This is a genomic window from Sphingoaurantiacus capsulatus, assembly GCF_042648405.1.
Taxonomy (GTDB): domain Bacteria; phylum Pseudomonadota; class Alphaproteobacteria; order Sphingomonadales; family Sphingomonadaceae; genus Sphingoaurantiacus; species Sphingoaurantiacus capsulatus.
In genome coordinates, this window is the sequence record NZ_JBHRXV010000011.1 from 213,189 (window position 1) to 225,847 (window position 12,659).

At 66.7% G+C, this 12,659-nt stretch carries 11 protein-coding genes and 1 tRNA gene; 11 read left to right on the forward strand and 1 reads right to left on the reverse strand.

Going from position 1 to position 12,659, the window contains the following annotated elements:
- Nucleotides 1–28: 28 nt before the first annotated feature.
- The gene (locus tag ACFOMD_RS13210; protein WP_380862123.1) at nt 29–3,172 is read left to right on the forward strand and encodes an efflux RND transporter permease subunit; all 3,144 of its coding nucleotides are present in this window, start codon (nt 29–31) and stop codon (nt 3,170–3,172) included.
- Between the two features lie 57 nt (nt 3,173–3,229).
- On the forward strand, nt 3,230–4,432 hold the full coding sequence (locus tag ACFOMD_RS13215; protein ID WP_380862125.1) for a DUF445 domain-containing protein: 1,203 nt from the start codon (nt 3,230–3,232) through the stop codon (nt 4,430–4,432).
- A gap of 100 nt (nt 4,433–4,532) precedes the next feature.
- On the opposite strand, the gene ACFOMD_RS13220 is transcribed toward ACFOMD_RS13215, so the two are convergent.
- A complete protein-coding gene (locus ACFOMD_RS13220) occupies nt 4,533–5,732 on the reverse strand; it encodes a pyridoxal phosphate-dependent aminotransferase (protein WP_380862127.1) in 1,200 nt (399 codons plus the stop codon).
- Nucleotides 5,733–5,834: 102 nt separating this feature from the next.
- Here ACFOMD_RS13220 and ACFOMD_RS13225 point away from each other — a divergent pair, with 102 nt between their 5' ends.
- From ACFOMD_RS13225 to tig, 9 genes are all read left to right on the forward strand, one after another.
- On the forward strand, nt 5,835–6,215 hold the full coding sequence (locus tag ACFOMD_RS13225) for a MerC domain-containing protein (protein WP_380862129.1): 381 nt from the start codon (nt 5,835–5,837) through the stop codon (nt 6,213–6,215).
- A gap of 31 nt (nt 6,216–6,246) precedes the next feature.
- Nucleotides 6,247–6,723 (forward strand): Fur family transcriptional regulator, encoded by a 477-nt coding sequence (locus tag ACFOMD_RS13230; RefSeq protein WP_380862131.1) that lies wholly within the window; start codon nt 6,247–6,249, stop codon nt 6,721–6,723.
- 73 nt (nt 6,724–6,796) lie between these two features.
- Nucleotides 6,797–8,722, forward strand: coding sequence for a 1-deoxy-D-xylulose-5-phosphate synthase (gene dxs, locus ACFOMD_RS13235; protein WP_380862133.1), 1,926 nt, complete (start codon nt 6,797–6,799; stop codon nt 8,720–8,722).
- Nucleotides 8,719–9,246 carry a hypothetical protein gene (locus tag ACFOMD_RS13240; RefSeq protein WP_380862135.1) on the forward strand — a complete coding sequence of 176 codons (528 nt, stop codon included), beginning with the start codon at nt 8,719–8,721 and terminating at the stop codon, nt 9,244–9,246. The genes dxs and ACFOMD_RS13240 overlap by 4 nt, the downstream gene beginning before the upstream one ends.
- A gap of 79 nt (nt 9,247–9,325) precedes the next feature.
- Nucleotides 9,326–9,694 carry an endonuclease domain-containing protein gene (locus tag ACFOMD_RS13245; RefSeq protein WP_380862137.1) on the forward strand — a complete coding sequence of 123 codons (369 nt, stop codon included), beginning with the start codon at nt 9,326–9,328 and terminating at the stop codon, nt 9,692–9,694.
- A 2-nt stretch (nt 9,695–9,696) separates the two neighbouring features.
- Nucleotides 9,697–10,017, forward strand: coding sequence for a hypothetical protein (locus ACFOMD_RS13250; protein ID WP_380862139.1), 321 nt, complete (start codon nt 9,697–9,699; stop codon nt 10,015–10,017).
- Nucleotides 10,017–10,766: a TlyA family RNA methyltransferase gene (locus ACFOMD_RS13255; RefSeq protein WP_380862141.1), complete on the forward strand. Its 750-nt coding sequence runs from the start codon at nt 10,017–10,019 to the stop codon at nt 10,764–10,766. The genes ACFOMD_RS13250 and ACFOMD_RS13255 overlap by 1 nt, the downstream gene beginning before the upstream one ends.
- 61 nt (nt 10,767–10,827) lie before the next feature.
- A tRNA-Leu gene (locus tag ACFOMD_RS13260) sits at nt 10,828–10,912 on the forward strand.
- A gap of 44 nt (nt 10,913–10,956) precedes the next feature.
- The gene (tig, locus tag ACFOMD_RS13265; protein WP_380862143.1) at nt 10,957–12,594 is read left to right on the forward strand and encodes a trigger factor; all 1,638 of its coding nucleotides are present in this window, start codon (nt 10,957–10,959) and stop codon (nt 12,592–12,594) included.
- Nucleotides 12,595–12,659 lie beyond the last annotated feature (65 nt).

Genomic DNA, 12,659 nt, shown 5'->3' on the forward strand with positions numbered 1-12,659 from the left:
CTGAAGCCCGGTCGGGGAAGGATCAAGCATGCGTAATATTTCGGCCTGGGCGATCCGCAATCCGTTGCCGCCGATCGTGTTCTTCGTCGCGCTGACGCTGGCGGGCATCGTCAGCTTCATCCGGATGGACGTGAACAATCAGCCCGACGTCAGCTTCCCGCTGATCACAGTCAACGTCTCGCAGCCGGGCGCGGCGCCGTCGGAGCTGGAGACGCAGGTCACGCAGCGCGTCGAGGCCGCGGTGCGCGGCGTCAGCGGCGTCGACGAAATCACCGCCTGGGCGACCGAGGGCAACACCACGGTAAGCGTGCAGTTCGACATCGGTACGCCGGTCGACCGCGCCGTGAACGACGTGCGCAACGCAGTGTCGCAGATTCGCGGCGATCTTCCCGACGGCATTCTCGAACCGCAGGTGACACGGATCGACATCGAGGGTGGTCCGCTGTCCTACATGTCGGTCGAATCGACCGACATGACGCTCGAGGAACTGAGCTGGTTCGTCGACAATACGGTCGCGAAGCGGCTGCTGTCGGTGTCGGGCATGGCGCAGGTCCAGCGCTCGGGCGGCGTCAACCGCGAGATCCGCATCGTCCTCGATCCGGCGAAGCTGCAGTCGCAGGGCATCACCGCCGCGCAGGTCAACCAGCAGCTGCGCCTCGTCAACATCAACGCCACCGGCGGTCGCGCCGAGGTGGCGGGCGCCGAGCAGGCCGTGCGCGTGCTCGGCAATTCGCGCAACGCCTATGCGCTCGGCGAGACGCAGATCTCGGTCGGCAACGGCCGCACCGTCCGCCTCGCCGATATCGCGAGTGTCACCGACGGCTATGGCGAGCAACGATCGCTCGCGAAGATGAACGGCCGCCAGGTGCTCAGCTTCTCGATGTCGAAGGCCAAGGGCACCTCGGACGTCACCGTCTACGACGACGCGGCGAAGGTGCTGCAGGCGCTCGAGAAAGAGAATCCGAAGATCAAGTTCACCGAGCTGTACACGACGGTCCAGTACACCAAGGACCAGTTCAAGTCGGCGATGGAGGCGATGATCGAGGGTGCGGTGCTCGCCGTGCTCGTGGTGTGGCTGTTCCTGCGCGATACCCGCGCGACGATCATCTCGGCGATCGCCATCCCGCTGTCGGCGATCCCGGCCTTCTGGTTCATGGACCTGATGGGCTTCACGCTGAACGGCATCAGCCTGCTGGCGCTGAGTCTCGTCGCTGGCGTGCTCGTCGACGATGCGATCGTGGAGATCGAGAATATCGTCCGCCACATGCGCATGGGCAAATCCGCCTATCAGGCCTCCATCGACGCGGCGGACGAGATCGGCCTCGCGGTGGTCGCCACCACCCTGTCGATCGTTGCGGTGTTCTTGCCCGTGGGCCTGATGCCGGGCTTTTCGGGCCAGTATTTCAAGCAGTTCGGCCTGACGGTCGTTGCCGCAGTGCTGATGAGCCTTGCCGTCGCGCGCCTCATCACGCCGATGATCGCGGCCTATTTCCTGAAGGCGCATGGCGAAGCCTCGCACGGCGAGGGCAGGTCGATGGATATCTATATGCGCATCCTGCGCTGGACGCTCGACCAGCGCGCCGCCGATGTGCGCCGGAAGGCGCCGTCGCGGCTGACGCGCTTCTTCGCCTTCACCCGCGACCATCGCTACTGGATGATGGCGCTCGGCTTCCTGTCGTTCATCCTGACCATCTTTGCCTATGGTTCGCTGCCGACGGCGTTTCAGCCGACGACCGACCAGGACAACAGCCAGGTCAGGATCATCATGACGCCGGGCACCACGCTGCAGCAGACGCAGAATGTGGTCGACGAAACGGTGCGCCGCCTGCGCCAGGAGCAGGAGGTGCAGGATGCCTTCGCCGACGTCCAGGTGGGCGAGGCGACCATCTACCTGAAGCTGCGCAAGGATCGCGAGCGGTCGAGCGTCGATTTCGAGCGCGGCGCGCAGCCGTCGCTGTCCGAAATTCCCGACGCGCGCATCAACTTCGCTTCGCAGCAGGGCGGCGGGCCGAGCAGCCGCGACATCGTGCAGATGTTCGCCGGCGACGACCCCGACGAGCTCTATGCAACCGCGACCGAGCTGGTCGAGCAGATGAAGGGCATCCCCGAGGTGCGCGCGCCGCGCATCGAAGGCGACATGCGCCGGCCGGAGATCACGGTGACGCCGCGCTTCGACCTCGCCGCGGACCTCGGCGTCACGACGCAGGCGCTCAGCCAGACGATCCGCATCGCTACGATCGGCGATATCGACCAGAACGTCGCGAAATTCTCGCTGTCCGATCGCCAGATCCCGATCCGCGTCGTCATCGACGAATCTGCGCGACAGGACCTCGCGACGATCGAGAATTTGCCGGTGCCGACGGTCAACGGCGGCTCGGTGCCGCTGAAGGTTGTCGCCGACATCGGCCTCGGGTCGGGCCCGACGATCATCCGCCGCTTCAACCAGAAGCGCCGGATCGTCATCTCGGCCGATCTCGCGCCGGGCAAGGTGACCGGCGACGCGATGGGCAAGATCAACAATCTGCCGTTGATGAAGGAGCTTCCGACCGGGGTCGAGAAGGTCACCTTCGGCCAGCAGAAGTTCATGATGGAAATGCTCATCAACTTCGTGGTGGCGGTGATCTCGGGCGTGCTTCTGGTGTTCGCGGTTCTGGTGCTGCTCTATCGCAAGGTGCTGCCGCCGTTCGTCAACATGGGCTCGCTGCTGCTGGCGCCGCTGGGTGGCGCGGTGGCGCTGCACCTGACGGGCAACATCCTGTCGATGCCGGTGTTCATCGGTATCCTCATGCTGCTCGGCATCGTCGCCAAGAACTCGATCCTGCTCATCGACTTTGCGCTGGAGGAGATCGCCAAGGGCGTCGACAAGACCACGGCTATCATCGACGCCGGTCACAAGCGGGCGCAGCCGATCGTGATGACGACCGTCGCGATGGTCGCCGGCATGATCCCGACCGCCTTGTCGCTGTCGGGCGACGCCGCGTGGCGGGCACCGATGGGCCTCACCGTGATCGGCGGCCTGATCCTGTCGACCCTGCTGACCCTGCTGATCATCCCCGCTGGCTTTAGCCTCGCCGACGACATGGAGCGCTGGCTGGCGCCGAAGTTCGGCAAGCTGACCAGCGGGGGCGCGGCAAAGAAGCCCGGCGGTGCGGCACCGCAGCCCGCCGAATGAGTTAGGAGCCGGGTGAGGCTCGATCGACTTGACCTGAACGCAAGTCCCGCGCGCGGGATGAAGGTGGCCGCGACCGGCATGCTGGTCGTGGCCGCCGTCGTTTTCATCGCGGCGCGCACCTGGCAGGATCAGTACCCGTGGCTCGGCTACGTCCGCGCCTTTGCCGAAGCCGCGATGGTCGGCGGCCTTGCCGACTGGTTCGCGGTGACGGCGCTGTTCCGCCATCCGCTGGGCATTCCGATCCCACACACCGCGATCATTCCGCGCAACAAGGACCGGATCGGCGACACGCTGGCGAGCTTCCTGCGCCAGAATTTCCTCACCCCGCGCATCGTCGCGCGGCGGCTGGAGGCGTTCGACATGGCCGCCGCCGCAGGCCGCTGGCTCAGCGCGCCGTCCCGCTCGGGCACTCCGCGCCGCGGCGTCGCCAAGCTGACGCAACAGGTGATGGAGGCGCTCGACAATGAATCGATCGGCGGCCTCGTGCGCAATATGGCGGCGAACCGCATCCGAGCGATGGAAGTGTCGCCGATGCTCGGTTCGGCGGTCGATGCGGCGATCGAGGGCAACCGGCACGAGCCGTTGATCGATGCCGTCATCCAGTGGGCGGCGCGCGCGCTCGACGCCAACGAGTTCATGATCCGCGAGGCGGTTCACCAGCGCACCACGTGGCTGCTGCGCGTCGCGAACGTCGACGAGACGATAGCCGACAAGATCATCGATGCGATCCGCAACCTGATCTACGAGGTGGCGGGCGACCCGCACCACCCGATGCGCGGGAAGGTAACGCAGGGCCTGCGCGACTTCGCGTTCGACCTGAAGCATTTGCCCGAGACGCGCGAACGGGTGGAGACGATCAAGAACGAGCTGCTCGACCATCCCGAGGTGGCGAAGTATCTCGGCGGCCTGTGGTTGAGCCTCAAGACCGCGATCCTGCGCGCCGTCAACGACCCCGACGCGGCGCTGGCCGGGCGGCTGGGCGAGGCGGCGAAGAGGCTCGGCGAGACACTGGAGGCCGACCCGAAGCTGCGCGCCGCCGTCAACCTCTACGCCCGCCGCGCCATTGTCGGCATCGTCGCCGAATATGGCGATGAGCTGGTGCGCATCGTATCGGATACCGTGCGCAGCTGGGATGCACGGACGATCACCGACCGTGTCGAGAATGCGGTCGGGCGCGACCTTCAGTATATCCGGATCAACGGCACGCTGATCGGCGGGTTGGTCGGGTTGACCATCCACACGGCGTCGGAGCTGCTGTAGCTCGCACGCAATCACAGCCGTCATACCGGCGAAAGCCGGTATCCAGTCGGACGCTGGTCTGGATACCGGCTTTCGCCGGTATGACGGGTGGAGGTAGGTGTTAAACCAGCGCCGCGCAGGCGCGCTGGATGCGCTTGCAGGCTTCCTCGAGAATCGCGGTCGAGGTCGCGTAGGAAATGCGGAACGCCGGCGAGCCGCCGAAGGCCGCGCCGTGCACCACCGCGACGCCCTCGGCCTCGAGCAGATAGGCGGCGACCGCCTCGTCATCGGTCAGTACGGCGCCCGCTGGCGTCTTCTTGCCGATCAGCCCGGCGCAGTCCGGATAGACGTAGAAGGCGCCCTCGGGCCGGTGGCAGCGCAGGCCGACGGTCTGGTTGAGCATCGACACCACGAGGTCGCGGCGGCCCTGGAAGGCGATGCGGCGCTCGGCGAGGAAATCCTGCGGGCCGTTCAAGGCCGCGGTCGCCGCCGCCTGCGCGATCGAGCAGGGATTCGACGTCGACTGCGACTGCAGCTTGCCCATCGCCTTGATCAGCGGGGCGGGGCCGCCGGCGAAACCGATGCGCCAGCCGGTCATCGAATAGGCCTTCGACGCGCCGTTCACGGTCAGCGTGCGCGGGTAGAGGCTCGGGCAGACCTTGGCGATCGTCGCGAAGGTGAAGCCTTCATAGACGATATGCTCATACATATCGTCCGACAGGATCCAGACGTGCGGATGGCGTTCCAGCACCTCGCCGAGCGCCTTCAGCTCGGCGGCGGTATAGCCGGCGCCGGTCGGGTTCGACGGCGAATTGAGGATCAGCCAGCGGGTGCGCGGGGTGATCGCCGCGTCGAGCTGCGCCGGGGTGATCTTGAAGCCGGCGTCGATGCCCGCCTCGACGAACACCGGCGTCGCGCCCGTGAAGCTGACGATATCGGGGTAGGACACCCAGTAGGGCGCCGGGATGACGACCTCGTCGCCGGCGCCGATCGTCGCGACCAGCGCGTTGAAGATCGTCTGCTTGCCGCCGACGTTCACCGTGACCTGGTCGGCGCCATAGTCGAGGCCGTTGTCGCGCTTGAACTTGGCGCGCACCGCTTCCTTCAGCGCGGGCGTGCCGTCGACGTTGGTATATTTGGTGTCGCCGCGGCGGATCGCCTCGATCGCCGCTTCCTTGACGAAGTCGGGCGTGTCGAAATCGGGTTCGCCGGCGCCGAGGCCGATGATGTCGCGACCCTGACGCTTCAGCTCCGCCGCCTTGGCGGTCACGGCGAGCGTCGCCGAGGGCTGGATGCGTTGGATGGCGTCGGACAGCTTCATCGAAATCCCCCGATCTGGCGCTCCACAGAGCGCAAGGCGAGGGCGGTATAGACGGCGGGCGAAACGATTCCAATGCGGCGATGTTAGCGCTTGAACTGTGCCATGAGACATTATAACAAGCGCGGCATGGATTTCCGCTGGATCGATCGTTCCGCGATGGGGCTGTCCGGGCTGTGCCTCGTGCACTGCCTGGTCGGCAGCCTGTTGCTTGCGGCGGTGTCGGTGAGCGGCGGCTTCCTGTGGAATCATGCCTTCCATATCGTCGGGCTGGCCTTCGCCATACCGCTCGCCGCCTTCGCGCTGTGGCGCGGCGTGGTGAAGCATGGCCGCTGGCTGGTCGCCGCGGTCGGCGGCCTTGGTCTCGGCGCCATGACCGCGGCGCAGTTCGCGGTGCACGGGGCGGCTGCCGAAATCTTCTACACCGTGGTCGGCGTCAGCCTGCTCGGCGTCGCGCATCTGCTCAACCTGCGCTGGAGCGCTTGAGCCGGGGGCCGGGAAGGCCCATATTGGCGCCATGTCAGCCACCGCCCACCATCATCATGACCATGTGAACCACGCCGCCGGTGCCTCGCTGACGGTTGCTGCGCGCGATGCGCTGGTCGCGGGCGGCGAGCAGTGGACCGACATGCGCCAGGCGGTCTTCGAGTCGCTGGCGAGCTTTACCCAGCCGGCGAGCGCCTATGACATCGCCGACAAGGTCAGCCAGAATCTCGGGCGGCGGGTGGCGGCGAACACCGTCTATCGCATCCTCGACCTGTTCGTGGCGAAGAACGTCGCGATGCGCGTCGAGAGCCGCAACGCCTATCTGGCGAACGCACACCCCGATTGCCTGCATGACTGCATCTTCCTCGTCTGCGACGGGTGCGGCGCCACGACTCACGTCGACGACGATGTGCTGGCGAAGGGCGTTCGCGAGACGGCAAAGGCCGCCGGGTTCAGCCCCGAGCGCCCGGTGATCGAGGTGAAGGGGCGATGCTCGGATTGCAGCTAACGTTCGTAGGACGTTCGACAACGTCCTTGTTCGCGCGTAAGCAACCGGCTTGTGTAATTGCTCTGGATCGATCGTGACCAAAGGCCCCGTCACCCCGCTGCTCGACACGGTTTCGACGCCCGCCGACCTTCGCAAGCTTCAGCCCGATCAGCTCCGCCAGCTTGCTGACGAGCTGCGCGCCGAGATGGTCGATGCGGTGAGCGTGACCGGCGGCCATCTCGGCGCCGGTTTGGGCGTCGTCGAGCTGACGGTGGCGCTGCACTATGTGTTCGAAACGCCGCGCGACACCCTGATCTGGGACGTCGGCCACCAGGCTTATCCGCACAAGATCCTCACCGGCCGCCGCGACCGGATTCGCACCTTGCGGCAGGGCGGGGGCCTCTCGGGCTTCACCAAGCGCAGCGAGAGCGAATACGATCCGTTCGGTGCCGCGCACAGCTCGACCTCCATCTCGGCGGCGCTCGGTTTCGCCGTCGCCAACAAGCTGGCGGGCACGCCGGGCAAGGCGATCGCCGTGATCGGCGACGGCGCGATGTCGGCGGGCATGGCCTATGAGGCGATGAACAACGCCGAGGCCGCGGGCAATCGCCTCGTCGTCATCCTTAACGACAACGACATGTCGATCGCGCCGCCGGTCGGCGCGCTGTCCGCCTATCTGGCGCGGCTGGTCTCGTCGGAGAGTTTCTTGGGGCTGCGCGGCGTCGCCAAGCGCGTCGCCAAGAAGCTGCTGCCGCAGCGCCTGCAGCGCGCCGCCGAGCGCGCCGAGGAATATGCGCGCGGCATGGCGACGGGCGGGACGCTGTTCGAGGAACTGGGCTTCTATTACGTCGGCCCGATCGACGGCCATAACCTCGACCATCTGCTGCCCGTGCTGGAGAATGTCCGCGACGCGGAGCATGGGCCGATCCTCGTCCATGTCGTGACGCAGAAGGGCAAGGGCTATGCCCCGGCCGAGGCGGCGGCGGACAAATATCATGGCGTGGTGAAGTTCGACGTGGTGACCGGCGCGCAGGCCAAGGCGCCCGCGGGGCCGCCGAGCTACACCGCGACCTTCGCCAAGGCGCTGATGGCCGAAGCCGCGCGCGACGACCGGATCGTGGCGATCACCGCCGCGATGCCGTCGGGCACCGGGCTCGACAAGTTTCAGGCGGCCTATCCCGACCGCACCTTCGATGTCGGCATCGCCGAGCAGCACGCCGTCACCTTCGCCGCTGGCCTCGCCGCACAGGGCTACCGGCCGTTCTGCGCCATCTATTCGACCTTCCTGCAGCGCGCCTATGACCAGGTCGTCCACGATGTGGCGATCCAGAATCTGCCGGTGCGCTTCGGCATCGACCGCGCCGGCCTCGTCGGCGCCGACGGCTCGACACACGCGGGCAGCTTCGACGTCACCTATCTGGCGACCTTGCCGAACATGGTGGTGATGGCGGCGGCCGACGAGGCCGAGCTGGTCCATATGGTCCACACCGCCGCGCTGCATGACAGCGGGCCGATCGCCGTCCGCTATCCGCGCGGCGAGGGCACGGGCGTGCCGCTGCCCGCCGAGCCGCAGGCGCTGCCGATCGGCAAGGGCCGCCTCGCTCGCGAGGGCAAGAAGGTGGCGATCCTGTCGCTCGGCACCCGCCTGACCGAGGCGCTGAAGGCTGCCGACGAGCTCGACGCCAAGGGGCTGTCGACGACCGTCGCCGACATGCGCTTCGCCAAGCCGATCGACTATGATCTCGTCCGCAAGCTCGCCGCGACACACGAGGTGGTGCTGACCGTCGAGGAGGGCGCCATCGGCGGCTTCGGCGCGCATCTGCTCACCTGGCTGTCCGACGAGGGGCTGCTCGATGCCGGCCTCAAGGTCCGCACCCTGCGCCTGCCCGATATCTTCCAGGAGCATCACAAGCCCGAGGTGCAATACGCCGAGGCGAAGCTCGATGCGGCGGGGATGGTGGAGACGGTGCTGTCGGCGCTGCGCCACAACAGCGTGAAGGTGCTGGGCGCCCGCGCGTGACCGGACAGCGCTTCGCGTGGCGGCCGGTGTTCGGCGCCGACGCGGCCTGGTCCGCCTTCTGGATCTTCGCGGTGCCGTTCGGCATGTCCGCCTGGTTCCTGTTCCTCTGCGAATGGCTCGGCTTCCCGCTGCCTGAGGGCACCAACAAGTGGATGGTGATCCCGCTGCTGCTCATCTTCCTGCCGCTGCAGGTGGGGGTGGTGCGCAGCCTGCTCGACCCGCGTGAGCGGCTGGTTGTCGATGCCGAGGGCGTGCTGTGGCGGCCGTGGTCGGAAAGCGTGATTCCGTGGAGCGCGATCCAGCGGGTGACGCACACGACGGCGGTGGGACAGGACTATGTCGGCCTGTGGCTCGACGACCCGAAGCGCCACGGCGCGACCGGGTTGAAGCGCTTCCTGAGCTGGCATTCCAAGCACGGCGACGTGCCCATCCACATGAAGCCGAGCGGCGCCACCGTCCCGCAACTGTACGCCGCCATTGCCACCTTCCGCCCCGACCTCGTGCCGGCCGATGGTGGGCGTTAACGCACAACGCCCGAGAAATCCCCTCCCCGAGGGGGAGGGGTAAGGGGTGGGCTCCAACCGCCAACGCGACCCTCTCCTCATGGCCCGCGCCGCCGACCTGCGTGCGCGCCTGACGCCTGCGGAAGTACGACTTTGGACGGCGCTAAGCCGTCGCCGGCTGAACGGCACCAAGTTCAGCCGTCAGATCGTCGTTGCTGGCTACATCTGCGACTTCGTTTGCCGCGAGCATCGACTGATCGTCGAGGTCGATGGCAGCCAGCATTTCGAGAGCCGCTATGACGTAGTTCGCGATCAAAGGTTGGTCGCCAGCGGCTATCGGGTTCTGCGCTTCTGGAACGACGAGGTTTTGGAAACGCTTGAAGATGTGCTTCAGCGGATAGCGCACGCCCTGTCGGACAGCCCACCCCTTACCCCTCCCCCTCGGGGAGGGGAGACGATAGAAGGGTGAGCATGATCAAATGGATCGCCTTTGGGCTCGGCTCCCTCGTCTGGGTCGCCGTCTGCTGGTTCTTCGCCTCGATGGTCGCGCTGTCGGAGGCGGGGCCGAAGGCGTCGATCGCGCAGGATGCGTGCGCGAAGCAGCTGATCCTGGCCGCGCGGGCCGAGGGGCGGGAGGTGGGGCGGATGGATGCGCTCTACACGCCGCAGTGCCGCGCCGAGCATGATCGGGTGATGACGTCGCTGTCGCGGCCCTACCTTCGCAACGGGCTGCTGATCGGCTTCGGGCCGGTGCTGTTGCTCGGGCTGCTGATGTTCTGGCGGCGCGGCTGATGGCGAAGCTGCGGGCCGACCAGATGCTTGTCGATCGCGGACTGGCCGAGAGCCGGACGCGGGCGCAGGCGCTGATCCTCGCGGGCCTCGTCTATGCCGGCGACAGGCGGGTGGAGAAGGCGGGGCAAACCCTCGCGGCGGACGCTGAGCTGATCCTGAAGGGCCGCGATCATCCTTGGGTGTCGCGCGGCGGGGTGAAGCTGGCGCATGGGCTCGACCATTTCGGCTGGGACGTGGCCGGGGCGGTGGCGATCGATGTCGGTTCGTCGACCGGCGGCTTTACCGACGTGATGCTGACCAAGGGCGCGGCGAAGGTCTATGCGGTCGATTCCGGCACCAACCAGCTGGCGTGGAAGCTGCGGCAGGACCCGCGCGTCGTCGTGCACGAACAGACCAGTGCGCGCATCCTCACCGCGGAGCATATCCCCGAACCCATCGACCTGATCGTCTGTGACGCCAGCTTCATCGGGCTCGCCAAGGTGCTCGAGCGTCCGCTCACGTTCGCCAAATCCCACGCCCGCCTGCTCGCACTGATCAAGCCGCAGTTCGAGGCGGGGCCGGGCGAGGTGGGCAGGGGCGGCGTCGTGCGCGATCCCGTCATCCACGAGCGCGTCTGTGCCGAGGTTGCCGCTTGGGTGGCGGCGCAGAACGGCTGGTCGGTCACCGGCATCGTGCCAAGCCCGATCACCGGGCCCGAAGGCAATGTCGAGTTCCTGATCGCTGCCGAACGCGCGCCTGTCGCGGCATAGCTTCGCGCGAACTTGCACGCGCGAAGTTGATAATATAGACCCCGCCGACCCGAGTTTTTCCGCGGGCGTGGCGGAATTGGTAGACGCGCTGGATTTAGGTTCCAGTGTCGAAAGACGTGGGGGTTCGAGTCCCTTCGCCCGCACCAAGAAGCTCCACCCGCGAACATCTTTAGAGAAGTTGGAAAGCCAGATGCGCATTGCCGAGACGCTCAACGAAGGCCTGAAGCGCGAATATAGCGTGACGATTCCGGCCAAGGACCTGAACGCCAAGATCGACGCGCAGGTCGCGACCGTCGCCAAGCAGATTCGCATGCCGGGCTTCCGTCCGGGCAAGGTGCCGCTCAACCTCGTCAAGAAGATGCACGGCGCCTCGCTGCGCCAGGATGCGCTGCAGGAAGCGCTGAACGAGGGCGTGCAGAAGGTCATTGCCGACAAGAAGCTGCGTCCCGCGATGCAGCCGCAGGTCGATGTCGAGAGCATCGAGGAAGGCAAGGACGTCGCGTTCAAGGTCGCCGTCGAAGTGCTGCCGACCGTGCAGACCCCGGCCGTTGACGGCATCAAGCTGGAGAAGCTGGTCGCCGAGCCGACCGACGCCGACATGAACACCGCGCTGCAGCGCCTCGCCGACCAGCAGAAGAGCTTCGAGGCGGCGCCGGCGAAGCATGCGGCGAAGACCGGCGACGTGGTCGTCATGGACTTCGTCGGCACCGTCGATGGCGAGGCCTTCGAGGGCGGCACCGGCGAGGGTATGCAGATCGAGCTCGGCTCGGGCCGCCTGATCCCGGGATTCGAGGAGCAGCTGGAGGGTGTGAAGGCCAACGACCAGCGCACCGTCAAGGTGACCTTCCCCGACGATTACAACGTCGCTTACCTGAAGGGCCGCGAGGCGCAGTTCGCGGTCACCGTCAACGAGATCCGCACCGCCAAGGAAGCGAGCCTTGACGACGAGCTGGCGAAGAACCTCGGTCTCGAGAGCCTCGACAAGCTCAAGGAGATCATGAAGGATTCGCTCGGCAACGAACTCGCCGGCCTTAGCCGCACCTACATGAAGCGCAAGCTGCTCGATCATCTCGCCGCGTCGCATGACTTCGACGTGCCGCAGTCGATGGTCGAGGCCGAGTTCGGCCAGATATGGCAGCAGCTCGAGCATGAAGCCGGCCACGAGGCCGACGTCGAGGCCGCCAAGGCCGAGATCGAGAAGGATCGCGACGAGTATCGCCGCATCGCCGAGCGCCGCGTGCGCCTGGGCCTGCTCCTGTCGGAGATCGGCCAGGCCAACGACGTGCAAGTGACGCAGCAGGAAATGAACCGGCTGATCATGCAGGAAGCGAGCCGCTATCCGCGCGACCAGCAGCAGCAGGCCGTGAAGTTCTTCCAGGAGAACGCGATGGCCTCGGCGCAGCTGCGCGCGCCGCTCTATGAGGAGAAGGTTGTCGACTTCCTGCTCGAGAAGGCCGACCTGACCGAGCGCAAGGTGTCGCGCGAGGAGCTGGAAGCCGCGATCGAGAGCGAGGACGAATCGCCGATCGGTCACGTGCACGGCCCGGGCTGCGGCCATGATCACCACGATCACGACCACAGCCACGCCAAGCCGAAGGCCAAGAAGGCTGCGGCGAAGAAGGAAGAGGCGCCCGCCGCCGAGGCGAAACCCGTAAAGGCCGCCAAGGAAACCAAGCCGGCGAAGGCCGAGAAGGCTGCGGAAAAGCCGGTGGCCGAAGCGAAGCCCGCCAAGAAGGCTGCGGCGCCGAAGAAGGCTGAAGCAGCCCCGGCCGCTGAGAAGCCCGCCAAGGCAGCTGCACCCAAGAAGGCGCCGGCCAAGAAAGCCTGATCGCTTTTCGCGACTGATTTTCGACAAGCCGCCGCGCCGATCTTCGGCGCGGCGGTTTTCGTTTG